The sequence below is a fragment of the Halorubrum sp. Hd13 genome, from assembly GCF_002252755.1.
Lineage (GTDB): Archaea > Halobacteriota > Halobacteria > Halobacteriales > Haloferacaceae > Halorubrum.
On record NZ_NHOY01000125.1, the window covers coordinates 1 to 25242 of the forward strand.

Genomic DNA, 25242 nt, shown 5'->3' on the forward strand with positions numbered 1-25242 from the left:
GATCGGGCGGGACTCGGCCGACGGCGGACGAGGCGTCCCGCTCGCGGAGGAAAGGTTGAAATCAGTCCCCGTTCTCACACCGGTATGTCACATCGAACGGAGACCGACGTGAGTCGTCGGACGTATCTGAAGCTGACCGGCGGCGCCAGCGCAGTCGGGCTGTCCGGCGTCGCCGGGTGCCTCGGCGACGGCGGAAGCGGCACCACGATCACGCCCGGTACCGCGCCGGGGTTCCCGCCGTTCGAGATGCAGCAGGACGGCGAGCTCGTCGGGTTCGACATCGATCTGCTCGAGGCGGTCGTCGAAGAGACCGAGTACGAGATCGGCGAGTGGGCCACCTTCGAGTTCAGCTCGCTCATCCCGGCGCTCACGCAGAACGAGGAGATCGACGTGATCGCGGCGGCGATGACGATCAACGACGAGCGTCGGGAGACGATCGCCTTCTCCGACCCGTACTGGGAGTCGGACCAGGCGATCCTCGTGCGCGACGGCGGCGACTTCCAGCCGTCGGGCTGGGAGGACTTCGAGGGCGTCAGCGTGGGCGCGCAGTCCGGGACGACCGGTGCCGACCAGGTGCAGTCGAACCTCGTCGAACCGGGGGTCATCGCCGAGGACGACGCCAGTACGTACGGCAGCTACGTCCTCGCCGTCGAGGACCTCGAAAACGGCAACATCGACGCCGTCGTCGTCGACAACCCGGTCGCCGAGACGTTCGCGGCCAACCGCGACGTGACGGTCGCGTTCGTCGAGGAGACCGGCGAGCGGTTCGGGTTCGGCCTCCGTCAGGGCGAGTCGGAGCTCCAGTCGGCGCTGAACGACGGCCTCGCGACCGTACAGGAGGACGGCACGTACGAGGAGATAACCAACACCTGGTTCGGGCAAGAGTAGGATGTCTGCCGCGGGGACGCTCGCGCTCGCCGCGGTCGAGAGCCTCGGCGCCGCGGCCCTAAACTGGCCGTTCGTCGGCGAGGCCGCCGACTGGGAGTTCGTCTTCAGGAACGCGGACTACCTCGGCGTCGGCGCGCTGTTGACGATCGGGCTCACATTCGCCTCGATCCTCCTCGGCTTCCTCGTCGGCTTCCCGGCGGGCGCGGTCGAGGTGTACGGCGACGGCTACCTCGAACGGGCGGTCAACGCCGCGGGGATCGTCCTCCGAGGAACGCCTATCGTCGTGATCCTCATCGTGATGTACTTCGTCGTCGGCGTCCCGCAGATCAACCTCGGGGTCGCCTCGATATCCTCCGCGGTCACCGCCGGGATACTCGGGCTCGGCCTCCGCAGCGCGGCCTACCAGTCGCAGATCTTCCGTGCGGCGCTGTCGAGCGTCGATGCCGGCCAGCTGGAGGCCGGCCGCTCGATCGGGCTCTCGCGGTTCGAGGCCGTCCGGTACGTCGTCGTTCCGCAGGCCCTGCGCCGGTCGATCCCGGGCTTCCAAAACGAGTTCACGATCGTGTTGAAAGACACGAGCATCGTCTTCGCGATCGGGCTCGCGGAGCTGTTGACCCGGGGGTACGACCTGTTCTCGGAGCAGACGACCGCGGTGCTCGAAGTCATCCTCTTCATCAGTGCCATCTACTTCGTCCTCACGTTCACGACGAACCGCGCGCTCGATTACCTCGGCACCCGCTACGCGATCCCGGAGGGTGAGTCGGCGTGAGTGACGGCGACTTCCTCGGCGTGACCGACGTCTCGAAGTGGTACGGCGACGATCAGGTGCTCCACGACGTCTCCTTCGAGATGGACCGCGGCGACGTGACCGTCCTCATCGGCCCGTCCGGCTCCGGCAAGTCGACGATGCTGCGTTGCGTCAACCGGCTCGCCGAGGCGCAGGAGGGGTCGATCCGGCTCGACGGGGAAGAGGTGCTCTCGCCGGACATCGACGTCGACGACCTCCGCAGAGAGGTCGGCATGGTGTTCCAGGGGTTCAACCTGTTCGCGCACTTAACCGCGCGCGGCAACGTCGCGCTCGGTCCCCGCCGGGTGCTCGGGCTCTCTGAGTCCGAATCCCGGGAACGGGCGGCCGCGCAGCTCGACCGCGTCGGGCTCGCCGACCAGATGGACTCCTACCCCGCCGAGCTGTCCGGGGGGCAGCAGCAGCGGGTCGGCATCGCCCGCGCGCTGGCGATGGAGCCGAAGCTGATGCTGTTCGACGAGCCGACGAGCGCGCTGGACCCGGAGCTCATCGGCGAGGTGCTGGAGGTGATGCACGGGCTCGTCGACGAGGGGATGACGATGCTCGTCGTCACCCACGAGATGAGCTTCGCCCGCGAGGTGGCCGACGAGATCGTGTTCCTCGACGAGGGCCACGTCGTCGAGCGCGGGCCGCCCGAACAGCTGTTCGAACGACCCGAGAAGGAGCGGACCGGCCGCTTCCTCGAACGGATAGAGAGTCACGACTGATGGCGAGCGCGACGAGACCCGCGACGGTCCGGGAACGCGTGGCCGACGCCGACCGCTCGGTCGGTCGGCTCCTCCTCGTCGCCGCCGGCGCGCTGTTCTGGGGTTGGCTCGTCGTCAGCTGGGTCAACCGGTGGCTCGGCGGCGTTCTCGTTCCGGTCGGGCAGCCGCTCGTTCCGGCGGGAGCGGTGGAGGCGACGCTCGCCGCGCTCCCCGGGCTCGCGGCCTACGCGAGCGACGCCGCGTTCGTCGTGGAGCTCTCCCCGGACCTCGCGCGGGGGACGTGGCTCACGGTCGTTATCACCGCCGTGAGCCTCGTCCTCGGGTTCTTCATCGCCGTCCCGCTGGCCGTGGCGCGGGTGTACGGTCGGTTCTCCTCGTGGCTCTCGCTCGGGTACACCGAGCTGCTGCGCGGGACGCCCCTGCTGGCCCAGCTGTTCGTGCTCTACTACGGGCTCAACCTCGCGAGCTACGTTCCCGGCGCGCTCTCGGGCGTCTTCCCGCGGAACGTGGTGTGGGTGGCGATCCTCGGGTTCACGCTCAACGGCGCCGCCTACCAGGCGGAGTACATCCGCGGCGCCTTAGAGAGCGTCGAGGAGGGCCAGATCACTGCCGGCCGCGCGATCGGGCTCTCGAAGCTGGAGACGATCTACTACGTGGTGCTCCCGCAGGGGCTCCGCTACGCGATCCCGTCGTGGACCAACGAGTTCGTCTACCTGATCAAGTACTCGTCGCTGGCGGCGTTCATCACGGTCCCGGAGCTGTACTACCGGGCCGACCAGATCGCCTCCGAGACGTTCCGGTACACGCTCATCTTCGTCGTGACCGGCGTGACGTACCTCGCGCTCGTGCTCACCGCGTCGAAGCTGATGGCTCGCGTCGAGGGAGCGGTCGCCATTCCCGGGCTGGGCGTCGAACGGGAGGAGTGAGGCGCTGACGGCCGCGCGCACGGCCTACCCCTCGAAGTCGGTGACGACCTCGACCCCGTGCACGTCGTACTCGCCGAGCGCGGCGAGCCGGTCCGAGACCGCAGAGAGCGCGATCTCGTCGCTCACGAGCGCGCCGGGGTCGACATCGGTCGCCTCGACGAGCGCGAACAGGTCGTCGTAGCTCGTCGGCGGCATGCCACGAGAACCGACGAACGACACCTCCCAGCGGGTCATCCAGTCGGTCGGGAGCGACACCTCGCCGCGCTCGGCCTCGGTGGTCAGTCCCACCTGGACGTGGGTCCCGCGGGGCCGAACGGAGCGGACCGAGTTGCGGCAGGTCTCGGCGATCCCGAGCGCGTCGACGGAGACGTCGGCGCCGCCGTCAGTGAGGTCCCTGACCCGGTCCGGGACGGAGTCGTCGGCCTCGGCGTCGGGGGCGTCGGGAGCGTCGGCCGCGTTCACGAGGGCGTCGGCGCCGATGTCGCTCGCGAGCGAGAGCGCGTCGTCGTCGACGTCGACGGCGACGACGCGGGCGCCGAGGGCGTCGCCGATCTGGACCGCCGAGAGCCCGACCCCGCCGCAGCCGTGGACCGCGAGGGCGTCGCCGCCGGACAGCCCCGCCCGTTCGGCGAGCGCGTGGTAGGCGGTCATGTACCGGCAGCCGAGCGCGGCCGCGGCGGTCGCGTCGAGCCACGGGGGGCGCTCGACGAGGTTGTAGTCGGCGGCGGGGACGGCGACCCGCTCCGCGAACGAGCCCGGCGCGGCCGCCTCGAAGCCGAGCGCCCGCCCGTCGGCGCAGACGTTGCCGGCGCCCCGGCGGCAGTACGGGCAGGTGGCGTCGCCGAGCGAGAAGGGGACGACGACGCGGTCGCCGGGCTCGAAGCGGTCGACGGACGATCCGACTGCGACCACCTCGCCCGCGGGTTCGTGGCCGAGCACCTGGCCGCGCGGGACGCGGTCGTCGGCCCACTCGCCGTGGCCCATCCAGGCGTGCCAGTCGCTCCGACAGACGCCGCAGGCCGCCACGCGGACCACCGCCTCGTCGGGTCCGGGTTCGGGGGCGGGCACCTCGCGGACCGCCAGCGGTTCGCCGTACTCGCGAAGGATCGCCGCGCGCATAGCCGCCGAGAGGAGACGGAGCGTGGTAAACCCTCCCGGCCTCGGATAGCCCCGAACCGGGGGCGGCGCCTCGGGTCGGCTCGGATAGCCCCGGATACCCCCGATTTACACCGTCAGACACGCATTTTCTACTTGATATAAAAGTCCGATCTGCTTGCTGCGGATGTCAATAAATCGGGGTAAAATGCTATTTTCGCCACGTTACGCCTTGATTTCATACGAACCGAGATTGATACCGACAGTCAGACAACTGATAGTTAAGTAAGGTTTAATATCCTATACGATAGCGATCGAAACGTGCCACTACCGATGGAGCGCCGACCGGGCGTCGCCTATCGACGCCCCAACGGCGATCCGGACCGATTCGTCGTCGAAGCCGGCGGCGAGCCGCGGCTGGACCTCGACGCCCTCCCACGGACCGACTGGTTGGAGGCGACGGCCGAGGCGGACCGTCAGCGCCTCCGGTCGGCGCTCGACGGCGGGGACGTCGACGTCACATACCGCCTCGCGACCGGCGACGGCCCCCTGTGGGTCCGGGAGTGCGGACGCCGCGACGGGGACGGCGACGTCGTCGGCTACCTCCTCCCCGCCGGCGAGGGAGACGAGCGTCGCCGCCGGCTGGAGCGACAGCGCGAGCGCCTGGAGGAGTTCGCCAGCGTCGTCTCCCACGATCTCCGGAACCCGCTCTCGGTCGCCGTCGGGAACGTCGAACTGGCGAAGGAGTTCGAGGGCGAGGCGGCCGACGAGCGACTCGACCGAGCCCACGACGCGCTGGACTGGATGGACGACCTCATCTCCGACCTCCTGGCGCTCGCCCGCGAGGGACACACCGTCGAGGAGACCGCGACGGTCGACCTCCGGGCGGTCGTGGACGCCGCGTGGCGGACGGTCGGAGCCGGCCCCGAGGCCGCGCTCGTCGTCGAGGACCCGCTTCCGACGGTCGAGTGCGACCGGAGCCGACTCCGACAGGCGTTGGAGAACCTCTTCCGCAACGCGATCGAACACGGGGCGTCCGACGACTGCTCGCCCGGCGAGGTGTCCGGCGAGGGCGACGCGGACGTCGGCGACGCGACGAGCGGGAGCGTCGAACCGGCGGACGGGTCGCTCCGAATCCTCGTCGGGGTTCTCTCGGACGGGTTCTACGTCGCGGACGACGGCCCCGGAATCGAACCCTCGGAGCGCGAGTCCGTCTTCGAGCCCGGCCACACGACGGCTGACGACGGCACCGGGTTCGGGCTCGCGATCGTCGAACGGATCGCGGAGGCCCACGGCTGGTCGGTGTCCGTGACCGAGGGCCGAGCGGGCGGGGCGCGGTTCGAGTTCGCGGGCGTGGAGAGCGTCGACGAGGTCGACTCGACGGAGTCGGACCGGGAGAGCGTCGCCACCGAACCGGGCGGCTCGCCGCCGACGTAGCGCCGCGAGCGGCGACGGCGTGCTCAGAAGAAGTCGCTCAGCCCGGCCTGTCCGTCGTCCTCTTCGTCTCCGTCGCCGCCGTCCGCGTCGCCGGCGTCGCCGGCGTCGACTGGGTCGCCCCCGGCCGCGTCGTCAGTGGTCCCGCCGCTCGCGCCGGGGGCCGGCCCTTCGGCGGCGGCGTCGCCGGCGGCCCCCGCGTCGGCGTCGTCGGCCTCCGCCGCCCGCGCGCCGCCGGCGAACGCGCCTTCGGCGTGGTCCTCCATCCGATCCTCGCGGAGCGCCTGCGCGTCCTCGACGATCGACGCGACCTTGTTGGTCGACTCGCCGGAGCCGGTGACGAAGGCGACGCCCGCCTCGTCGAGGTCGTAGGCCGCCGCCATCGCGACCGTCAGCTCGCGCGGCTTGCAGTGGTGCGTGACCGTCTGCAAGAAGGGGAGCACCTCGCGGCGAGCGGTGGCGATACTGCAGCCGCTGGCGGCCGCGATCTGTCCGACCACCTCGTCGGCGGTCGCGTCCGAGGAGCTCCAGAACTGCGGGCGACCGTAGCGGGTCCACCCGCCCTTCTCCCCGTCGCGGGCGGCGGCGACCCCGGCGGCCGCGTTGTCGGTCGCGTAGCGCCAGTAGGTGTAGTTCTGCGTGGCGCGCACGCGACCCAGCCACACGTCGGCGTTCGCGAGGAAGTCGTACGCCCGGACCGCCTCCGACGGCTCGTACACGTCGAGGACGTTGTTCTCGATCCACTTCGTGAGGTCGTCGGGGGTCTCGTCGACGGCGTACGCCGACTGCAGCGCCTCCTCCGCCGACTCCTCTTTGAGGACCGCGTCGAGGAACGGGAACAGCCCGAGCGCCTTGTCGCGGTCGCCGGTGACCACGTCTTCGATCGCGATCGAGTCCCGCCCCTCCGTGGCCGCCTGCAGGTCGTTGATCGCGCCGCGGAGGTCGCCGCGGTTCCGCTCGGCGATCCGCTCGAGCGCGTCGGACTCGAACTCGATTCCCTCCTTGCGACAGACGTCGCGGAGGACGGGGACGATGGAGCGCGCGGAGACGTCGCGGAACTCGATCTCTTGAGTGGCGTCGCGCAGCCCGCGCGCCATGTCGTAGTAGTCGTTGGCGATGAGGACGATCGGCTGGCCCGACTCCTTGACGAGCTTCGTGATCGCCGAGGCGCCGCCGCGGTCGTAGTTGCCGTGGATGTTGTCGGCCTCGTCGAGGATGACGAGCTGGCGGGAGGCCGTGTCCCCGCCGGTCGCGCCGCCGCCGGCCGCGCTCCCGCCGAGGGTGGCGTTGCGGGCGGCCCGCCCCGCGAAGCGCTCGATGACGTCGGCGGTGCGCTGGTCCGAGGCGTTCAGTTCGACCGTCTCCCAGCCCATGTCGCTCGCCAGCGCGTGGGCCGCGCTCGTCTTCCCGACGCCCGGGCTCCCGTGGAGCACGACGGCCTCGCGGTGGTCGTCCCACGAGCGAGCCCACTCCGCGAACGCGTCGCGGGCCTTGTCGTTGCCGCGGACCTCCGAGAGGGTGCTCGGGCGGTACTTCTCCGTCCAATCAGCCATTACCCGCGGTAGGTCGGTGCGGCGTTTAGTGGTTCCGGAGCGGTGGGAGGCGGTGGGCGCTTCCCCGGGGCGACGGCGTCCCCGCTCGCGCTCCGCTCGGTTGTGCGTATCGCTGCTACTACGCACCACGCATTTCTCCCATTGGGCCGAACCCCCACGGAGGTGAAACCGCGATGACGACGACGTACGCCGACTGGACGGACGCACAGGAGCGGACGACCGTCGCGGTCGACGACCACGAGGTCGAGATGGCGTACCGAGACGAGGGGACGGGGGATCCGGTCGTGTTCCTCCACGGGATCCCGACGAAATCGTACCTCTTCCGCGACCAGTTCGAGGCGATCGCGACCGAGCGGCGCGCGATCGCACCGGACATGATCGGCTACGGCGGGTCGGCGATGCGCGACGGTTTCGACCGGTCGATCCGCGCCCAAGAGCTCGCAGTCCGCGGGCTCGTCGACGAACTCGGGTTCGACGCGATCGACTTCGTCGGCCACGACCTCGGCGGCGGCGTCGGGCTGCGCTACGCGGTGCGGACCCCGGACGCCGTCGACCGGCTGGTGCTGTCGAACTCCGTCGCCTACGACTCGTGGCCGATCGGGACGATCACCGACCTCGGCCTCCCCGAGACGGCACGGGAGACGAGCGTTGAGGAGCTGCAGGGGATGCTCGACGCGCTGTTTCGGGACACGCTCCTCGGCGACGACCACGACGAGGCGTTCCTCGAGGGAATGACGGCGCCGTGGGCCAGCGAGGAGGGCGTCACGAGCGTCGTCCGCAACGCGAGCGCGACGAACACCAGCCACACGACGGAGATCGACCCCCGAGACGTGACCGCCGACACGCTCCTGTTGTGGGGGACGGAAGACGAGTTCCAGCCGATCGAGTGGGCCGAGCGGCTCGAAGCCGATATCGACTCCTGCGAACTCGTCGGCCTCGAGGCCAACCACTGGGTCCCGGAGGACCGGCCCGCGGCGTTCACCGAGCACCTGACCGACTTCCTGTCGTAACGGGTCCGGTCGGACCCTCCGGTACCGGAATTCAGTCGGCACCCGACCGCCCGCGGTAATGAGTTCGGACGAGGCCGTCGTCACGATCTAGTCGGATTACGTCTGTCCGTTCTGCTACCTCGGCCGCCGGTCCTTGGCGGCGTACCGGGAGACGCGGGAGCGCGATCTCGATATCGACTGGCACCCGTACGACCGCCGGGGGCACAGGCGCGGTCCCGATGGCGAGGTCATCCACTCGATCGACGACGGGAAAGACGACGAGTACTTCGAGCGGGTCCGACGGGACGTGGACCGCCTCCGAGATCGGTACGACGCCGAGGCGATGCTCGACCTCGACGACCTCCCCGAGCGCGTGGACTCGTTCGACGCGCAGGTCGCCTCGCTGTACGTGAGCGAGGAGCGCCGGGACCGGTGGCCCGACTTCGACGAGGCGCTCTGGGTAGACGGACGGGACATCGGCGACGCCGACGTGCTGGCCGACCTCGCCGAGGACGCGGGGCTGGACGCCGACGAAATACGGACCGCGATCGCCGACGAGGAGCGGCGCGACCGGCTCCGGAGCGACTTCTCCGACGCGCGGGACGCGGCGGTCTCCGGCGTCCCGACGTTCAGGTACGACGGACGCACGACCCGGGGCGCGGTGCCGCCCGAACAGCTGGACCGGCTCGTGGAAGGGGTCTGAGAGGGCCTCTCGGCGACAGCGGCGCCGCTAACTGTTTGAGAAGTCGAAGTGGGACCGCTGAGAGTCGAACTCAGGTCATACGGACCCCATCCGCATAGGATACCACTACCCCACGGTCCCTGTCTGCACGCGGAGAAATGAGAGTGCGGTAATTAAGGACTTCGCTTCACTCGTCGTCGTCCTCGCGCGGGACCACGAGGTCGCCGTCGTCGCGTACCGCGAGGTTCCCGATCGGGTCGCCCTCGTAGACCGCCAATCCCTCGGCGCGGCCGAGCACGTAGCCGTCGCGGTCGGCGCGGACGGTCCCGCGGCGCTCACCGGTCGCCGAGACCACGTCGGCGAGGACGTCGCCCTCGGCGAACGCGTCGCCCGCGGCGACGCGGTGACGGATCAGCCCGGAGACGTCGGTCGTCGGGCCGCGGAAGCGACGGACCGGGAACTCGACCGGCGCGGGGGTGGGGCGGTCGATCGGCCTCCCCACGGAGTCCGGAACGTCCTCGGCCGCGAGGATCCCCATCTCGACCGCGACCGCGAACACCCCCGCGACGCCGGCCTCGACGAGCGCGTCGTCGACGACGCTGTGCGCGCCGAGTTCCGCGGTGAACGCCGGGATTCCGGCCTCGTTGAGCACGGCGCCCGCGGTCGAGCGCTGCAGGTTCTCCTCGACGTACTCCGCGGCCGGGTACTCGCGCAGCGTCGGGAAGCCGAAGGCGTCGACGAGCCGCCCGAGCTCGTCCGAGAGCGCGACCGCGTCGTCCTCGCTGCGGCGCTCCCCGTACAGCACGCGGTCGCGGATCGCGAACGGTTCGCTGGCGACGCCCGCGGTGTGACAGTCGATCAGGGCGTCGGCGACGACGCCCGTTCCCGCGGGCTCCGCGACCGGGGGGTCGACCGGCTCGCGGTCCGACCCGTCGCGGCCCGCGCTCGCCGGACCCTCGACGGCGCCCTCGACCGTCTCGCCCGTGATCGCGGCGTACAGCCTGGCGTCGATCCGCTCCTGTAGCTTCGGCGGCCGCGCGGACTCCGCGTCGGCGTCCGGGAAGTGACGGTTCGGGTCCTCGTCGTCGTAGTACGTGTGGCGCGAGTTCCGTCTGAGACCGGCGGGCGAGACGACCGGCACCGCGACGACCGCGCCGGCGAGCGCCGCGAGGGCGTCCTCTGCGAGCGTCGCGATGGCGTCCTGCACGACGGCGACGCCGGTCGCCTCGTCGCCGTGGACGCCGCCGGTGAGCCACAGCACGGGCCCGTCTCCCGACCCGTTCGCGACGACGACCGGGAGCCGCTCGGCGGCGCCCGTCGGCAGCTCCGCGACCTCGAACCACCCGCGGGCGACCTCGCCCGGGGCGGCGCTCGCGGTGCCGAGGGAGACCGATCGACCGCCGCGCTCGCCGGAGTCGCCGTCCTCGGAAACGTCGCCGTCGGGCTCGCTCCCTTCGCTCTCGTCCATACCCCGACCCGCGACGGCGCGATTATAAAAGCACGCGTTCCAGCGAGACGACGACGCCGGACTCGGCGTCGGGGTCGCCGACGAGCCGGCCGAGACAGACCGCGACGCCGTCGGGCGTGTGGCACGCGACGAGCGGCGGGTCGCCGCGTTCGCCCGTCGAAACCGCGCTCTCGTCCCCTCCGATAACTCCGGGCGCGTACACCGGCGCGCCGGTGGCGACGTTCCGCGCGGCCGACGGCGCGACCGTCACCGACGGGAGGTGGACCAGGGCGTCCTCCGCCGGCCGGACGACTTCGCGGAGCAGCGACTCGTCGCCCTCACGAGCCCACGCGAGGCCGTCGACGAGGTCCTGGAGCGCGTGGAGGTCGCCGTCGTCGAACGGGTCGGTGGCGGTCCGGCGGAGGTGGCCCATGTGGGCGCCCACTCCCGTCGCGAGGCCGACATCGTGACACAGCTTCCGGACGTACGTCCCCGACTCACACCGGATCCGGAGGAGCGCCTGCGGGTCCCGGACTTCGAGGACGTCGAGGTCGTGGATCGTTCGAGTCCTGAGCCGGCGGGTCACGGCGCTCTTCCGCGGCGGCTTCTGGTAGATCTGCGCCTCGAACTCGCCGACGACCTCGCGGAAGTCGCTCGGGGGCGACCCGTGGAGCTCGAGGACGGCGACGTACTCTTTCGTCCCCTCCAAGAAGACCTGCGCCGCCCTCGTCGCGTCGCCGGTGAGCGTCGGCAGACAGCCGGTGACCTTCGGGTCGAGGGTGCCGGCGTGGGCGACGCCGTCGATCGGCTCGCCCTCGGGATCGAGCGCGGCGAGGGCGTCGTTGATCGCGTCGCGCACCCACGCCGAGAGCTGGTGGGAAGACGGGCCTGCGGGTTTGTCGACGTTGACGACGCCGAATCGGAGCAGCTCGGGCACCGTGCGCTCGCCGGGCGGTGCCCGAAGGGGGTCGTCCGCGGGATCGGGTGTGTCGTCGGCTGTGTCGGTCATTGGGAGATTGCGTGCGGTCGCGGCTCAGAAGTCGTAGGTCACGCCCTCGATGGGCGCCTTCCCCTCGTCGTCATCGGGGTCGTACGCCTCGACGGTGGCGACGAGCACGTCGAGGAAGCTGTCGGGGCTCCAGCGGGCGGTGTTGTACGCGGCGTCGTAGATGGAGAGGTCGTCGATGTCGATGCCGTAGAACTCCCCGTACCGTTTGCGTTCGGAGTCCTCGCGACGCCTCGTCTCGGTCCTCGCGCGGTCGACGGGCTTCGACTCCCGGTCGGCGATCCGCTCGGCGCGGACCGAGAGCGGGGCGTCGAACCAGAACCGGAAGTCGGCGTGATCGGCGGCGAGCCACCCGGCGAGCCGCGACTCCAGGACCAACTCGTCGCGGGTCGTCGCGATCTCCCGGAGGCGCCGGTCGAGCTTGCGGTCGAACTGCGGGTCCTCCTCCGCGAACTCGTTGAACTCGACCGGCGTCATGTCGCGGTCGGCCGCCATCTCGCGGAAGATGTCGCCGCCGGACACGTGCTCCAGGCCGAGCCGATCGGCGAGTCCCACGGCGTTCGTGCTCTTCCCGCTGCCCGGCGGGCCGGAGACGGTGATCAACATATCGCTACTGCGCGGGTGTCGTTCAAAACGGTTGTCGTTCGGCGCTCGCCGGCGGGCCGGTGCGCCGTCGGTTGCGGCCTGTCGCGCCGTCGGTTCCGCGGCGGGTGTCGGCGATCGCTACCGGTCTCGCGTCGCCGCGGTCATCGACCAGACGGCGACCAGCCCGAGCAGGACCGCGGGGACGAGCGGGAGCGCGAGGTACGTCGCGAAGAATGGGAGCCCGAACCAGCCCGCGGCGTACGGGTAGAGGTAGATGACGCCGGGGATGACGAGGACGCAGGTGAACAGCACGGCTGTCAGCGCCCATCCCCGTCGGCCGAAGCCGTCGGCGGTCGGCTCGTCGGTCCCCGGATCGTCCGCGCCCGGTTCCGACGCGGCGGGGTCGGCGGTGCCGACGGCGCCGTCGCTCTCGCCGTCGGTCTCGGAGTCGGGGACGTGGACGTAGCCGCCCGTGCTCCCGTCCGCGTCGGTCTCAGAGCTCACTGTCCGGTTTAATCACTACTTTGCCAAAGCCCTCACGGTTCTCTATCATCTCGTGGGCGCGCGCGGCCTCGCTCATCGGAAGCGTCTCGCGGACGGCCGGCTCGAAGGTGCCGTCCCAGACGAGTTCGAGGACGTCATCGACCTCGCCGGGCGTCGCCATCGTCGACCCGATGACGGAGAGCTGGTTCCAGAAGATGCGGTTGAGCCCCGCGTCGGGGTTCGGTCCGGTCGTCGCCCCGCAGGTGACCAGCCGGCCGCCCTTCGCCATCGACTTCAGGGAGTTCGGGTAGGTCGCCTCGCCGACGTGGTCGACGACGACGTCGACGCCCCGGCGGCCGGTGAGCTCCGCGATCTCCTCGGCGAAGTCGTTCGCCTCGTAGTCGATGACGTGATCGGCGCCGCACGCCTCGGCGTGCGAGAGCTTCTCCTCGCTGGAGGCGGTCGCGAACACCTCACAGCCCGCGTGGTCGGCGATCTGGACCGCGGCGTGGCCGACGCCCCCTGAGGCGCCGAGCACGAGCACCTTCTCTCCCGCCTCGATGTCCGCGCGGGTCTGGAGCATCCGCCAGGCGGTCTGGAAGACGAGCGAGGCGGAGCCGGCGACCTCCCAGTCGACGCCCGAGGGGACGGGGACCAGGTTCTCGCTCGGGACGGTCGCCTTCTCGGCGTGGACGCCCCGGACGTGCTCCCCGATGATGTGGAACGAGGGGCACAGCGACTCCTCACCGTGGCGGCAGAACTCGCACTCGCCGCAGGAGACGCCGGCGCTCACGGCGACGCGGTCGCCGGGCTCGAACCGCGTCACGCCCTCGCCGACCGCCTCGACGACGCCGGCCGCGTCGCTGCCGGGAATGTGGGGCATCTCCAGGTCGACACCGGGCAGGCCGCGACGGGTCCAGATGTCGAGGTGATTGAGCGCGCCCGCCTTGACGTCGACGACGACCTCGCCGCGGTCGGGCTCCGGGTCGGGGAACTCGCCGTACTCGATCACGTCGCGGTCGCCGTGGGAACCGAACTGGACGGCCTTCATGCGTCGATGCACCCGCGGCATCCACTAAACAGTACGCCAAACGGAACCCCCGGGGCGCGCGGTCGACGACCTCCACCGGACGGTGCCGCACAATCTCCACCGGACGGTGCCGCACAATCTCCACTGGACGGTGCCGCACGGTCGCGACCGGAAGGAGCCGCCCGACCGCGACAGACTCGGCGACTCCCCGTTCCACCGTGATACCCTCTCACACCCGTGCGAACCGGGCGCATTCGCTCCGCCCTTCCGTGATGTTTAAGTAGCGAAGGCGGGACCGTACGGATGCACGAACTGCAGGGGCGCCGGGTCCCGAGTCCACGAGGGCGACGATACGACGCGAGTTGCGGTAGCCAAGCCTGGCCCAAGGCGCAGGGTTGCTAACTCTGTGGCGTCACTGCCTCCGGGGTTCGAATCCCCGCCGCAACGCTCGAACGGACCGAGCACCGCCGGATTCGCGCCGGTAGGGCTCACCACAACCAACACATGAGCACGGAAGAATCACAGGACGACTCGCCGGAGGAGGAGGAAGACCTCCAGTACTTCGTCCGGATCGGGGGCGCGGACCTCGACGGGACGAAGACGGTCGAGCGAAGCCTGTCCGAACTCGACGGCATCGGCACGCGCACGGCGCGGCTGGTCGCCGAGAAGGCCGACGTGGATCGCAACGCCACGTTCGGTCTCCTCGACGAGGGCGACATCGACGCGGTGGTCGACATCGCCGAGAACCTCGAAGACCACGTCCCGTCGTGGATGACGAACAGACAGAACGACTTCTACTCCGGAGAGACGACGCACCTGGTCGGCACCGACGTCCAGGAGAAGCGCCGTCACGACATCAACCGGATGAAAGTCATCGAATCGTACAAGGGCGTTCGCCACAAGCGCGGCCAGAAGGTACGCGGCCAGCGCACGAAGTCCACGGGTCGGTCCGAGGGCACCATCGGCGTCAACGTCGAGGAGATCCGCGAGGAGATGGCGGAAGACGAAGCGGGTGACGAGGAATGAGCACCGGTAAGAACACGAAGGGCTACGAGACGCCGAATCATCCGTACCAGGGCGAGCGCATCGCCGAGGAGTCCGACCTCCTCTCGCGGTACGGCCTGAAGAACAAAGAGGAGTTCTGGCGCGCCCAGTCCGAGCTGCGCAGCATGCGACGCGAGGCGCGTCGCCTGCTCGGCGAGGCCCAGGGTGACGTCGACGTCGCCCAGGATGCCGGTGCGGAGTTCGTTGCGCGACTCCGCCGCATCGGTATCCTCAGCGACAACGACGACATCTCCGCGGTCCTCTCGCTGGACGTGACCGACCTGCTCGAGCGCCGTCTCCAGACGGTCGCCTACCGGCAGGGGTTCGCGTCCTCGACGCAGCAGGCCCGCCAGTTCATCGTCCACGGCCACATCACCGTCAACGGCGCTCGCGTCACGCGTCCCTCGGTGAAGGTCGACGTGGACGACGAAGGCGCCATCGCCTTCGACGAGACGAGCCCGCTCGCGGACGATCTCCACCCCGAGCGCGCGGAGTCACAGGAGTAACCAATCATGAGTGAATCCGAGGACGGAAAGTGGGGCATCGCCCACGTGTACGCGTCGTTCAACAACACGCTCATCACGGTCACCGACGAGACGGGCGCCGAGACGATCGCCAAGTCGTCCGGCGGCACCGTGGTGAAGCAGAACCGCGACGAGGCGTCGCCGTACGCCGCCATGCAGATGGCGGAGGTCGTCGCCGAGCGCGTCAAGGACGCCGGCTTGGAGGGCGTGCACGTTCGCGTGCGCGGCCCCGGCGGCAACCTCAACAAGTCCACCGGTCCCGGTGCGCAGGCGACGATCCGCGCGCTCTCGCGAGCGGGCGTCGAGATCGGCCGGATCGAGGACGTCACGCCCATCCCGCACGACGGGACGAAGGCGCCAAAGAACAAGCGAGTCTGACATGACGGAAGACGACTTCGACGTCCAGTACGTCGAACGGGACGAACGCAGCGCGCGGGTGCTTATCGGCGGGCTCACCCCGGCGTTCGCGAACGGCATCCGCCGCGCGATGATCGCCGACGTCCCGACGTTCTCGATCGACACCGTCCGGTTCGTCGAGAACTCCTCCGTCATGTTCGACGAGATGATCGGGCTTCGGCTGGGTCTGGTGCCCCTGACGACGCCGCTCGACGACTTCGAGGTCGGCGACGAGGTCACCCTCGCGCTCGACGTCGAGGGACCGGGGACGGCGTACTCCGGCGACATCGAGAGCGCGGACCCGCTCGTCGGAGTCGCCGACGAGAACGTGCCGATCATCGAGTTGAAGGAGGGACAGCGGCTGGAGTTCGAGGCGGACGCGGTGCTGAACACCGGCAAGGAGCACGCCAAACACCAGGGCGGCGTCTCCGTCGGCTATCGCCACCTCCAGCGCGTCTCGGTCGAGGGCGACCTCGGCGAGTTCGACGACGACGAGCCGCGGATCCTCCGCGGCGTCATCGAGGCGCCCGACGGTTCGATAGAGCTCACCGACGAGTTCGACAACGACCTCTCGGAGCGGTTCCCCGGCAAGGAGGTCGCGATCGAGGACGTCCCCGGCGCGTTCGTCTTCCACATCGAGACGGACGGGTCGTTCAGCGTCGAGGAACTGCTGCTCCGCGCGATCGACTCCATCGAGGAGCGCGCGGACGAACTACAGACGAAAGTCGCGGTCTAACGTAATGACGGACCTTCAGACCACGCGGCCGGCGCTCGCCCCTGCACGGAGCCGCGGCGCCGCTGCCCGATCCGACGCCGCGTCGGATCGCCTCGGACTCGAGTCGGGTCGTTCCGACGGCGGGACCGAAAGTGGTTTGAAGGGAGCCGGGTTACGCAGGAGTGCACGCAGGGATAGCCAAGTCAGGCCAACGGCGCAGCGTTCAGGGCGCTGTCCTGTAGAGGTCCGCAGGTTCAAATCCTGCTCCCTGCACTCCGTTTTCACTAACTCTCCACTTCAGGAGGGACAGCTATGAGTAGCAAGACGAATCCGAAACTACAGAACCTCATCGCCGATCTGAAGTCGGTCTCGCGCGACTCCGGTGCCAACGTGTGGCAGGACGTCGCCGACCGACTGGAGAAGCCACGGCGCACGCACGCTGAGGTCAACCTGGGCCGCATCGAACGGTACGCTCAGGAAGACGAGACGGTCGTCGTCCCCGGCAAGGTGCTGGGCAGCGGTGTGCTCGAAAAGAACGTCACCGTCGCCGCCGTCGACTTCTCGGGCACCGCCCGCACGAAGATCGATCAGGCCGGCGAAGCGGTGTCGCTAGAACAGTTCGTACAACAGAACCCCGAAGGGAGCGACGTCCGGGTGATCCGATGAGTCTCGCGAAGATAGACGCGGACGTCGTCGTCGACGCCCGCGACTGCATCCTCGGCCGCGTCTCGTCGAAGGTCGCCCAGCGCGTCCTCGACGGCGAGACGGTCGCCGTCGTCAACGCCGAACACGCGGTCATCACCGGCAACGAAGAGGCGACGATGGAGACGTACCACACCCGCGCGGAGCTCGGCTCCGACAGCGGGCCGTACTACCCCAAGCGCCCCGACCGGATCTTCAAGCGCGCCATCCGCGGCATGCTGCCGTACAAGACGGAGGACGGCCGCGAGGCGTTCTCGAACGTCCGCGTCTACGTGGGCAACCCCTACGAACGCGACGAGGACGCCGAGACCGTCGTCCTCGACGGCACCTCGCTCGACCGCCTCTCGAACATCAAGTTCACGACGCTCGGGGAGATCTCCGAGTCTCTGGGAGCCAACGTCACATGGTAACTAACACCTCAGGCAAGAAGAAGACGGCCGTCGCCCGCGCCACCGTGCGCGACGGCGAGGGTCGCGTTCGTATCAACTCCCAGCCAGTCGAGCTGGTGGAACCGGAACAGGCGCGGCTCAAGATGCTGGAGCCGTTCCGCATCGCGGGCGAGGAGCTCCGCGACGGCGTCGACATCGACATCAACGTCGAGGGCGGCGGCTTCAGCGGCCAGGCCGACGCGACGCGGACCGCCATCGCGCGCGGTCTCGTCCAGCACCTCGGCGACGCCGAGCTGCGCGACGCGTACATGAGCTTCGACCGCACGCTGCTGGTCAACGACGTGCGCCAGTCCGAACCCAAGAAGTGGGGCGGACCCGGCGCGCGTGCCCGCTACCAGAAGTCCTACCGCTGAGGTGATCCAGTCATGATGATTCCCGTCCGGTGCTTCACGTGCGGCAACGTCATCGGTGAACACTGGGAGGAGTTCAAGGAGCGCGCCCGCGAGGGCGAAGAGGACCCGGGCGACGTGCTCGACGAACTCGGGGTCGACCGGCACTGCTGCCGCCGGATGATGGTCAGCCATCGCGACCTCGTCGACGTCGTCTCCCCGTACCAGTAACAATGTCAACACAGCGATACAATCGATACGAGAAGGCACGCATCCTCGGCGCGCGAGCGCTGCAGGTGTCGTACGGGGCGCCCGTGCTGATCGACACGGACCAGACGGAGCCCATCCTCGTCGCCGCGGAGGAGTACGACGCGGGCGTGCTCCCGTTCACGGTCCGGAGGGAGTCCAACTGATGACCCGCATCACCAGCGTCTCGCTGCGTCGCGTGCTCGACTCCCGCGGGAACGCCACGGTCGAGGCCGACGTGCTCACCGAGTCCGGCGGCTTCGGCCGCGGCGCGGCGCCCAGCGGGGCGTCCACCGGCGAGTACGAGGCGATCGAGCTCCCCGCGAGCGAGTCGATCGCGAAGGCCCGCGAACACGCTGTCCCCCGTCTCGAGGGGCTGTACGCGGGCGACCAGCGCGCCGTCGACGCCGCGCTCCGCGCGGCCGACGGCACGGACGACTTCTCCGCGATCGGCGCCAACAGCGCCGTCGCGATCTCGATGGCGACCGCGAAGGCCGCCGCCGACGTGCTCGGTGCGCCGCTGTACCAGCACCTCGGGGGCGCGTTCCGCGGCGGCAACTTCCCGGTCCCGCTCGGCAACGTCGTCGGCGGCGGGGAGCACGCCAAGGAGGCGACCCACATCCAGGAGTTCCTCGCGGCCCCCGTCGGCGCGCCGAGCGTCTCGGAGGCCGTCTTCGCGAACGCCGCGGTCCACGCGGCGGTCGCGGACGTGCTCGACGAGCGCGGCGTGCCCGCGGCGAAGGGCGACGAGGGCGCGTGGGCGCCCCCGATCTCGGACGCGGAGGCGTTCGAGGTCGTCGAAGAGGCGGTCGAACTGGTCGAGGACGAGGTGGGCTTCGAGATCCGCTTCGGCCTCGACATGGCCGCCGCCGAGCTGTACGACGACGACTCCGAGGCGTACGTGTACGGCGACGAGACCAAGTCGACCGACGAGCAGGTCGAGTACGTCGCCGGCCTCGTCGACGAGTACGACCTCGCGTACGTCGAGGACCCCCTCGACGAGAACGACTACGAGGCGTTCGCGGAGCTGACCGACCGGGTCGGCGACCGGACGCTGATCTGCGGCGACGACCTGTTCGTCACCAACGTCGAGCGCCTCCAGGAGGGGATCGACGCGGGCGCGGCCAACAGCATCCTGATCAAGCCGAACCAGATCGGGACGCTGTCGGACGCGTTCGACGCGGTCGAGCTCGCCGCCCGCAACGGGTACGAGACCGTCATCTCCCACCGCTCGGGCGAGACGGAAGACACGACCATCGCACACCTCGCCGTGGCGACCGACGCCGGGTTCATCAAGACCGGCACGGTCGGCGGCGAGCGAACCGCCAAGCTGAACGAACTGGTCCGCATCGCGGACGACGCGGTATGACGGGCCCACACCACGCATGAGCGAAGAAAACGACGCGGTCGAACTCGACGACGACGCGGAGACCGAGGCGGTCGACGCGGCGGTCGAGGAGGAGGCCGACACGACCGAGGAACCGACCGCCGACGCGGCTGCCGACGGGGCACCCGCCGACGCCGAGACCGACGAGGGCGACGAGGCGGACGAGGAGGAGGCCTCCCCGTTCGACGACGACGTCATGCCCGACGACGACGTCGACCTGCTGATCCCCGTCGAGGACTACCTCTCCGCCGGTGTCCACATCGGGACCCAGCAGAAGACGAAGGACATGGAGCGGTTCATCCACCGCGTCCGCGACGACGGGCTGTACGTGCTCGACGTGAGCACGACGGACCAACGGATCCGCACCGCGGCGGACTTCCTCTCCAACTACGACCCGGAGCAGATCCTCGTCACGTCCTCGCGGCAGTACGGCCGGTTCCCGGCCGAGAAGTTCGCGGACGCCATCGGCGCCCGCGCCCGCACGGGACGCTTCATCCCCGGCACGCTGACGAACCCCGACTACGCCGGCTACATCGAACCGGACGTCGTCGTGGTGACCGACCCGATCGGCGACGCGCAGGCCGTCAAGGAGGCCATCACCGTCGGCATCCCGGTCATCGCAATGTGCGACTCCAACAACCAGCTGTCGAACGTCGACCTCGTCATCCCGACGAACAACAAGGGTCGACGCGCGCTGTCGGTCGTCTATTGGCTGCTCGCCAACGAGACGCTCGACCGCCGCGGCGCCGACACCGTCTTCGCCCTCGACGACTTCGAGGACGAGCTGTAACCGGTCTTCGACGTCGAGTTCGACTTTTAAGACGTTTCGAAAGCGCAGAGCCGTCGCTTTCTCCGTTGCTATCGCGGTAAAAGAGGGGTTCCGCGGTCTTCAGACGATGTTCGGCGTGTACGGGTACGAGTACACCTGCCCTTCGTTGGCCTTCAGCGTGGCCATAATGACCAACACGAGGTCGAGCAGTCCGATCAACGGGAGGAGCAGGAAGCCGACGAGCACGACCGTCAACAGCCCCGAGACGATCATCGCGATGAAGACGACGATCTGGAAGTTGAGCGAGTTCTTCGCGTTCTGCTTGACGAGTTCGTCGTCGTCGTCCGCGAGCACTAAGAACAGCAGCGGCCCCAAGAACGAGGCGACCAGCGCCGACGCGTGCGAAAGCGCGGCGAGTGTCGTGTCTCCGTCGACCGTTTCCTCGGCGCTCGCATCTACTTGGGATGACATACCGCAGATATCTCAGACAGAATTGATAAGTATTGGGTGAATATCCTTCGCCCGGACCGCGAAACTACTGCTCCCCGTCGGGCACGTCGTGGGTCCAGCGCGGCTCTATCTCCCGGTTGGCCATCACGATTCGGTCCCCGTCGTCCGTGTCGATCCGGGTCTTCCGGAGCTCGATGGCCGCGACCGTTCCGGCCACGCCCTTCGCTTCGACGCGGTATCCCACGTTGAAGTCGGGGTCGCGGAGGAGATAGACGCCTGCGACGGTGTCCTCGATCATCTCGGAGAGCGCGTAGGAGACGCCGAGCGCGATGAAGCCGACGGCGGTGCCGAGGCTCGCCGCGATATCCCCCATGCCGACGACCTTCAGGAACGTCAGCGCGACGCCGAACCACAGGAAGACCGCCACGAGCGTGGTGATGAGGTCGCCGACGAGCTCGCGGTCACCGACGTAGATCCGATCGATCGAGGTCCGGACGAGCGAGAGGACGACCCGCACCGTCGCGTACGCCAGCGCGAGGAAGATCAGTCCCGACAGCAGCCGCGGAATCGCGACGGCCACGCCGTCGACGAAGTTCGTGACCGACCGCGCGAGCAGCGACGGTATCTGCGCCATGACGAACGCGACGGGGGCCGATGCTGAAAAGCTGGCGGGAGGGGGCTCCCGCCGTCTCGCCTCCGCGGGCCCGGACGCCGACCCGACAAACGCAACGCCTGTATGCCCCCGGAGAGAGGGGATTCGTATGACCGTCTGTGAAGCGCCGGGGAAGGTGTACCTCTTCGGCGAACACGCCGTCGTCTACGGCGAGCCGGCCGTGCCGGCCGCGATCGAGCGACGCGCCGCGGTGACCGCCGAACCGCGGTCGGACGACCACGTCCGCGTCGAGGCCGAGGACCTCTCGCTAAACGGGTTCACGGTGGAGTACTCCGGCGGCACCGGCGACCACCCCGACGTCGACGTGCCGACGCCGCTGGTCGAGGCCGCGATGGGGTACGTCGACGCCGCGGTGCGGCAGGCCCGGGACGCGGCCGACGCGCCGGACGCCGGCTTCGACATCACGGTCGAGAGCGACATCCCGCTCGGGGCGGGGCTCGGCTCCTCCGCGGCCGTCGTCGTCGCCGGCATCGACGCCGCGACGCGGGCGCTCGGGGAGCCGATCGACCGCCGCGAGCTGGCCGACCGCGCGTACCGCGCCGAGCACGAGGTGCAGGACGGGCAGGCCTCCCGCGCCGACACCTTCTGCTCGACGATGGGCGGCGCGGTCCGCGTCGAGGGCGACGACTGCGAGCCGATCGAGGCGCCGAACCTCCCGTTCGTCGTCGGCTTCGACGGCGGCGCCGGCGACACCGGCGAGCTCGTGGCCGGCGTCGGCGAGCTCCGCGAGGAGTACGGCTTCGCCGCCGACACCGTCGAGTCGATCGGCGACGTCGTCCGGACCGGTGAGGCGCTACTGGCAGACGCCGTCGCCGAGGGCGCGCCCGGCTCCGGCTCGGAGCCGACCGGCGACGCCGAGCCGCCGGCGGAGCTGCTCGCGGAGCTCGGCGAGCTGATGGACTTCAATCACGGCCTGCTCTCCGCGCTCGGCGTCTCGGCGCGGTCGCTCGACTCGATGGTGTGGGCCGCCCGGAACGCGGGCGCGCACGGGGCGAAGCTCACGGGCGCGGGCGGCGGCGGCTGCATCGTCGCGCTCGACGAGAGCGACGCTACCGAGACGGCGCTCTCGTTCACGCAGGGCTGCGAGGACGCGTTCCGCGCGGAGTTGGCGACCGAGGGCGTTCGTGTGGTGGAGCCGTGACCGCAGACCGCGAGGCGACCGAGGCGGACGGAAGAGACGTCGCCGCCGGCGTCTCCGACGGCGCCGCGCCTCCCGTCGTGCTCAAGCTGGGCGGGAGCCTGATCACTGAGAAGGACCGGCCCGAGACGCTCGACGACGACGCGCTCGCGGCCGCCTGCGACGCGGTCGCCGACGCCCTCGCCGACGGGGCGGTCGACCGGCTCGTCGTCGTCCACGGCGGCGGGAGCTTCGGCCACCACCGCGCCAGCGAGCACGGCGTGTCGACGAGCGAGGGGACCCGCGATCCGGCGGCGGTGGCCGAAGTCCACGGCGCGATGAAGACGCTAAACGGGGCGGTCCTCGACCGGCTCCGCGACCGCGACGTGCCCGCGGTGCCGGTCCACCCGCTGTCGCTCTCGGCCCGCCCCGAGGGGGTCGAGGGCGACCTCGACCTGCCGCTCGGCTCGACCGCGACGCTGCTCGACGAGGGGTTCGTCCCGGTGCTTCACGGCGACGGCGTCGCGACCGCCGGCGAGGGGGTCACCGTCGTCTCCGGCGACGAGCTGGTGGTCGAGCTCGCTTCGGGGCTCTGCGCGCGACGGGTCGGCGTCTGCTCGACCGTTCCGGGCGTCCTCGACGACGACGGCGACGTGATCCCCGCGATCGACTCTTTCGAGGCGGTCGCCGACGCGCTCGGGGCGAGCGACGCGACCGACGTCTCCGGAGGTATGGCGGCGAAGGTGCGGGAGCTCTTGGCGCTCGACGCGCCGGCGTACGTGTTCGGCGCCGACGGGCTGTCGCCGTTTCTGCGCGGCGAGGACGCCGGCACGCGGGTCGACTGATCGGGTGACAGAACCCTTATTCGCCCCACCGCCCTCCCTCCGGGCATGAACGAAGCGGACGTGCGGGAGCGGCTCGCGGGCGTGGAGGACCCCGACCTCGGGGACGACATCGTCTCGCTCGGTCTCGTGAACGACGTGGCCGTCGAGACCGAGGCGGACGGGGCCGGCGGCACGGTCCACGTGTCGCTGGCGCTCGGCGCTCCCTTCTCGCCGCATGAGTCGGCGATCGCCGAGGACGTCCGGGACGCGCTCGCCGACACGGGGTTCGAGGTGGACCTCTCGGCGTCGATCCCGGACGAACTGGACGCGGACGAGCAGGTTCTTCCGGGCGTGAAGAACGTGATCGCGGTCGCCTCCGGGAAGGGCGGCGTCGGCAAGTCGACGATGGCCGTGAACGTCGCCGCGGGGCTCTCGGAGCTCGGCGCGCGCGTCGGGCTCTTCGACGCCGACGTGTACGGGCCGAACGTCCCGCGGATGGTGTCGGCCGAGGAGCGCCCGCAGACCGACGGGGAGACGATCGTTCCGCCCGAGCGCTTCGGCGTGAAGCTGATGAGCATGGACTTCCTCACCGGCGAGGACGACCCCGTCATCTGGCGCGGGCCGATGGTCCACAAGATCATCACCCAGCTCGTCGAGGACGTCGAGTGGGGCGAGCTCGACTACGTCGTGTTGGACCTGCCGCCGGGCACCGGCGACACCCAGCTCACCATCCTCCAGACGCTCCCGCTGACGGGCGCCGTGATCGTCACGACGCCGCAGGAGGTCGCGCTCGACGACGCGGTGAAAGGCCTCCGGATGTTCGGCAAACACGACACGAACGTGCTCGGAATCGCCGAGAACATGGCCGGGTTCCGCTGTCCCGACTGCGGGGGCTTTCACGAGATCTTCGGCTCCGGCGGCGGGAAGGCGCTGGCGCAGGAGCACGAGCTCCCCTTCCTAGGCGGCGTCCCGCTCGACCCCGCGGTCCGGACCGGGGGCGACGAGGGCGAGCCGGTGGTACTCGGCGAGGGCGAGACCGCCGACGCGTTCCGCGTGATCGTGGAGAACGTCGCGAACAACGCCGGCGTCGTGCGCCGACGCGGGGTGAGCGAAGGGCGATGAGCGGGGAACGGAGCGAGTCGGACGGCGACGGGGAACGGGACGCGGCGGGCGGCGACCCCGCCGACCCCCTCGACGCCGCCGGCGTCGACCCGGTCGTCCCGGACCCGGTCGCCGACGCGGCGGACGAGGCGTTCCCCGACGACGACGAGGTCCGCGCGTTCCTCCGCGAGGTCGCGGCCGACGTACGCGGCGACAGCTCAGAGAGCAAGCAGCTCTCGGCGATCCTCTACCGCGTGTCGGACCTGTACGATTCGGAAGAGCAGACCTCCCCGGAGGAGATCTACCTGAACGTCCGGCACATCATGCGGATCAAAGAGCAGGGCGGAATCGAGCGATAGGAGGCAGTTGACAGTGGAGCGGTCGACTGAGAGGTTTTAGTCGATCGTTTATAAATGGAAGCTACGGGTGCCGTGGTGAAGACCTCCGAATCATCAACCGCTCGATTATAAACGATTGACTCCGGACTGTCGCAGAAAACCTCGAAATTCTCAGCCACTCGGCGGTACACGGTTGATACTGGATCAACGGTGAACACCTCCAAAGCCTCAGCCGCGAGGACGGCGCACGCTCGTTGTCGTTCGAAAGGCGCGGAGCGCCTTTTGTGATGTCGTCAGAACGCTCTGCGTTCTGACTGCTAGCCGGAAATCTCTGATTTCCGGCGATGACGAGACGCCGGAGGCGTCTCGAACCACGCGCTTCGGTCGTTCGCTTCGCTCACTCCCTCCAGTGCTTACGTCGTCATCAGAACGCTTCGCGTTCTGATTGGCTCACGAGAGCTTTGCTCTCGTGAACGCCTGCGCCGTCCTCGCGGCTGCCCCTTTGAGTCCCACCCCGCCCGCACCGCAACCGCACCTCACACCTCCCC

At 69.8% G+C, this 25242-nt stretch carries 30 protein-coding genes, 3 tRNA genes and 1 pseudogene; 24 read left to right on the forward strand and 10 right to left on the reverse strand.

Annotation, left to right across the window (positions count from 1 at the left end; genetic code table 11):
* Positions 1–84: 84 nt before the first annotated feature.
* Genes DJ81_RS17980 through DJ81_RS17995 form a run of 4 tightly spaced genes read left to right on the forward strand, consistent with a single transcriptional unit; the run spans position 85 to position 3326 of the window.
* Positions 85–888, forward strand: coding sequence for a basic amino acid ABC transporter substrate-binding protein (locus tag DJ81_RS17980; RefSeq protein WP_094522080.1), 804 nt, complete (start codon positions 85–87; stop codon positions 886–888).
* Between the two features lies 1 nt (position 889).
* The gene (locus DJ81_RS17985) at positions 890–1657 is read left to right on the forward strand and encodes an amino acid ABC transporter permease (protein WP_094522081.1); all 768 of its coding nucleotides are present in this window, start codon (positions 890–892) and stop codon (positions 1655–1657) included.
* Positions 1654–2400: an amino acid ABC transporter ATP-binding protein gene (locus tag DJ81_RS17990; protein ID WP_094590955.1), complete on the forward strand. Its 747-nt coding sequence runs from the start codon at positions 1654–1656 to the stop codon at positions 2398–2400. The genes DJ81_RS17985 and DJ81_RS17990 overlap by 4 nt, the downstream gene beginning before the upstream one ends.
* Entirely contained in the window at positions 2400–3326 is a 927-nt protein-coding gene (locus DJ81_RS17995; RefSeq protein ID WP_094526119.1) for an amino acid ABC transporter permease, read from the forward strand. Before DJ81_RS17990 ends, DJ81_RS17995 begins: the two co-directional genes overlap by 1 nt.
* A 24-nt stretch (positions 3327–3350) precedes the next feature.
* On the opposite strand, the gene DJ81_RS18000 is transcribed toward DJ81_RS17995, so the two are convergent.
* Entirely contained in the window at positions 3351–4445 is a 1095-nt protein-coding gene (locus tag DJ81_RS18000) for an alcohol dehydrogenase catalytic domain-containing protein (protein ID WP_094526120.1), read from the reverse strand.
* Positions 4446–4754: 309 nt separating this feature from the next.
* Between DJ81_RS18000 and DJ81_RS18005 the strand changes: the two genes are divergently transcribed.
* Positions 4755–5858, forward strand: coding sequence for a HAMP domain-containing sensor histidine kinase (locus tag DJ81_RS18005; RefSeq protein ID WP_094590957.1), 1104 nt, complete (start codon positions 4755–4757; stop codon positions 5856–5858).
* 23 nt (positions 5859–5881) lie between these two features.
* On the opposite strand, the gene DJ81_RS18010 is transcribed toward DJ81_RS18005, so the two are convergent.
* Complete coding sequence (locus tag DJ81_RS18010; RefSeq protein ID WP_094590959.1) at positions 5882–7408, reverse strand: replication factor C large subunit; 1527 nt, start codon at positions 7406–7408, stop codon at positions 5882–5884.
* A gap of 173 nt (positions 7409–7581) precedes the next feature.
* On the opposite strand from DJ81_RS18010, the gene DJ81_RS18015 reads away from it, so the two are divergent.
* Together DJ81_RS18015 and DJ81_RS18020 are read left to right on the forward strand one after the other, a co-directional pair.
* Positions 7582–8418, forward strand: coding sequence for an alpha/beta fold hydrolase (locus tag DJ81_RS18015; RefSeq protein ID WP_094590961.1), 837 nt, complete (start codon positions 7582–7584; stop codon positions 8416–8418).
* Positions 8419–8509: 91 nt separating this feature from the next.
* Positions 8510–9100: pseudogene (locus tag DJ81_RS18020) on the forward strand (DsbA family protein); the annotation flags it as partial.
* Positions 9101–9149: 49 nt separating this feature from the next.
* Here DJ81_RS18020 and DJ81_RS18025 read toward each other — a convergent pair.
* The 6 genes from DJ81_RS18025 to DJ81_RS18050 form a co-directional block, all read right to left on the reverse strand.
* Positions 9150–9220, reverse strand: a tRNA-Pro gene (locus DJ81_RS18025).
* A 46-nt stretch (positions 9221–9266) separates the two neighbouring features.
* Positions 9267–10547, reverse strand: a complete 1281-nt coding sequence (locus DJ81_RS18030) for a succinylglutamate desuccinylase/aspartoacylase family protein (protein WP_094590963.1) — start codon at positions 10545–10547, stop codon at positions 9267–9269.
* Between the two features lie 22 nt (positions 10548–10569).
* Positions 10570–11535, reverse strand: coding sequence for an RNA-guided pseudouridylation complex pseudouridine synthase subunit Cbf5 (locus DJ81_RS18035; RefSeq protein WP_094590965.1), 966 nt, complete (start codon positions 11533–11535; stop codon positions 10570–10572).
* A gap of 24 nt (positions 11536–11559) precedes the next feature.
* Positions 11560–12138 carry a (d)CMP kinase gene (gene cmk, locus DJ81_RS18040; protein WP_094526127.1) on the reverse strand — a complete coding sequence of 193 codons (579 nt, stop codon included), beginning with the start codon at positions 12136–12138 and terminating at the stop codon, positions 11560–11562.
* A 117-nt stretch (positions 12139–12255) separates the two neighbouring features.
* Positions 12256–12621, reverse strand: a complete 366-nt coding sequence (locus DJ81_RS18045; RefSeq protein WP_094590967.1) for a hypothetical protein — start codon at positions 12619–12621, stop codon at positions 12256–12258.
* Positions 12611–13651: a zinc-binding dehydrogenase gene (locus DJ81_RS18050; RefSeq protein ID WP_094590969.1), complete on the reverse strand. Its 1041-nt coding sequence runs from the start codon at positions 13649–13651 to the stop codon at positions 12611–12613. Before DJ81_RS18050 ends, DJ81_RS18045 begins: the two co-directional genes overlap by 11 nt.
* 340 nt (positions 13652–13991) lie before the next feature.
* Between DJ81_RS18050 and DJ81_RS18055 the strand changes: the two genes are divergently transcribed.
* The 13 genes from DJ81_RS18055 to rpsB all read left to right on the forward strand — a co-directional run bounded on the left by DJ81_RS18055 (position 13992) and on the right by rpsB (position 20212).
* Positions 13992–14077, forward strand: a tRNA-Ser gene (locus DJ81_RS18055).
* A gap of 57 nt (positions 14078–14134) precedes the next feature.
* Entirely contained in the window at positions 14135–14656 is a 522-nt protein-coding gene (locus tag DJ81_RS18060; RefSeq protein ID WP_094523916.1) for a 30S ribosomal protein S13, read from the forward strand.
* Positions 14653–15180 carry a 30S ribosomal protein S4 gene (locus DJ81_RS18065; RefSeq protein ID WP_094523915.1) on the forward strand — a complete coding sequence of 176 codons (528 nt, stop codon included), beginning with the start codon at positions 14653–14655 and terminating at the stop codon, positions 15178–15180. Before DJ81_RS18060 ends, DJ81_RS18065 begins: the two co-directional genes overlap by 4 nt.
* A gap of 6 nt (positions 15181–15186) precedes the next feature.
* Positions 15187–15576: a 30S ribosomal protein S11 gene (locus DJ81_RS18070; protein WP_004046448.1), complete on the forward strand. Its 390-nt coding sequence runs from the start codon at positions 15187–15189 to the stop codon at positions 15574–15576.
* 1 nt (position 15577) lies between these two features.
* Positions 15578–16330: a DNA-directed RNA polymerase subunit D gene (locus DJ81_RS18075; protein WP_094590971.1), complete on the forward strand. Its 753-nt coding sequence runs from the start codon at positions 15578–15580 to the stop codon at positions 16328–16330.
* 167 nt (positions 16331–16497) lie between these two features.
* Positions 16498–16582 (forward strand) — tRNA-Leu (locus DJ81_RS18080).
* Between the two features lie 39 nt (positions 16583–16621).
* Positions 16622–16975: a 50S ribosomal protein L18e gene (locus DJ81_RS18085; protein WP_094523913.1), complete on the forward strand. Its 354-nt coding sequence runs from the start codon at positions 16622–16624 to the stop codon at positions 16973–16975.
* A complete protein-coding gene (locus DJ81_RS18090) occupies positions 16972–17421 on the forward strand; it encodes a 50S ribosomal protein L13 (protein ID WP_094523912.1) in 450 nt (149 codons plus the stop codon). Before DJ81_RS18085 ends, DJ81_RS18090 begins: the two co-directional genes overlap by 4 nt.
* Positions 17415–17813, forward strand: coding sequence for a 30S ribosomal protein S9 (locus DJ81_RS18095; RefSeq protein ID WP_094523911.1), 399 nt, complete (start codon positions 17415–17417; stop codon positions 17811–17813). The genes DJ81_RS18090 and DJ81_RS18095 overlap by 7 nt, the downstream gene beginning before the upstream one ends.
* A gap of 12 nt (positions 17814–17825) precedes the next feature.
* On the forward strand, positions 17826–18020 hold the full coding sequence (locus tag DJ81_RS18100; RefSeq protein ID WP_094523910.1) for a DNA-directed RNA polymerase subunit N: 195 nt from the start codon (positions 17826–17828) through the stop codon (positions 18018–18020).
* Positions 18021–18022: 2 nt separating this feature from the next.
* Positions 18023–18202 carry a DNA-directed RNA polymerase subunit K gene (locus tag DJ81_RS18105; protein WP_094523909.1) on the forward strand — a complete coding sequence of 60 codons (180 nt, stop codon included), beginning with the start codon at positions 18023–18025 and terminating at the stop codon, positions 18200–18202.
* Positions 18202–19404: a phosphopyruvate hydratase gene (gene eno / locus DJ81_RS18110; RefSeq protein ID WP_094523908.1), complete on the forward strand. Its 1203-nt coding sequence runs from the start codon at positions 18202–18204 to the stop codon at positions 19402–19404. The genes DJ81_RS18105 and eno overlap by 1 nt, the downstream gene beginning before the upstream one ends.
* A 16-nt stretch (positions 19405–19420) precedes the next feature.
* On the forward strand, positions 19421–20212 hold the full coding sequence (rpsB, locus tag DJ81_RS18115; protein ID WP_094590973.1) for a 30S ribosomal protein S2: 792 nt from the start codon (positions 19421–19423) through the stop codon (positions 20210–20212).
* Positions 20213–20311: 99 nt separating this feature from the next.
* Here the strand turns inward: rpsB and DJ81_RS18120 are convergent, their stop codons facing one another.
* Positions 20312–20662: a DUF4870 domain-containing protein gene (locus DJ81_RS18120; RefSeq protein WP_094526130.1), complete on the reverse strand. Its 351-nt coding sequence runs from the start codon at positions 20660–20662 to the stop codon at positions 20312–20314.
* 64 nt (positions 20663–20726) lie between these two features.
* Positions 20727–21275, reverse strand: coding sequence for a mechanosensitive ion channel domain-containing protein (locus DJ81_RS18125; protein ID WP_094523905.1), 549 nt, complete (start codon positions 21273–21275; stop codon positions 20727–20729).
* A gap of 127 nt (positions 21276–21402) precedes the next feature.
* On the opposite strand from DJ81_RS18125, the gene mvk reads away from it, so the two are divergent.
* From mvk to DJ81_RS18145, 4 genes are all read left to right on the forward strand, one after another.
* The gene (gene mvk, locus DJ81_RS18130; RefSeq protein WP_094523904.1) at positions 21403–22455 is read left to right on the forward strand and encodes a mevalonate kinase; all 1053 of its coding nucleotides are present in this window, start codon (positions 21403–21405) and stop codon (positions 22453–22455) included.
* A gap of 77 nt (positions 22456–22532) precedes the next feature.
* Entirely contained in the window at positions 22533–23276 is a 744-nt protein-coding gene (locus DJ81_RS18135; protein ID WP_249269162.1) for an isopentenyl phosphate kinase, read from the forward strand.
* 45 nt (positions 23277–23321) lie between these two features.
* Positions 23322–24377, forward strand: a complete 1056-nt coding sequence (locus DJ81_RS18140; protein ID WP_094526132.1) for an Mrp/NBP35 family ATP-binding protein — start codon at positions 23322–23324, stop codon at positions 24375–24377.
* Positions 24374–24715 (forward strand): hypothetical protein, encoded by a 342-nt coding sequence (locus tag DJ81_RS18145; RefSeq protein WP_094526133.1) that lies wholly within the window; start codon positions 24374–24376, stop codon positions 24713–24715. The genes DJ81_RS18140 and DJ81_RS18145 overlap by 4 nt, the downstream gene beginning before the upstream one ends.
* Positions 24716–25242: the final 527 nt, after the last annotated feature.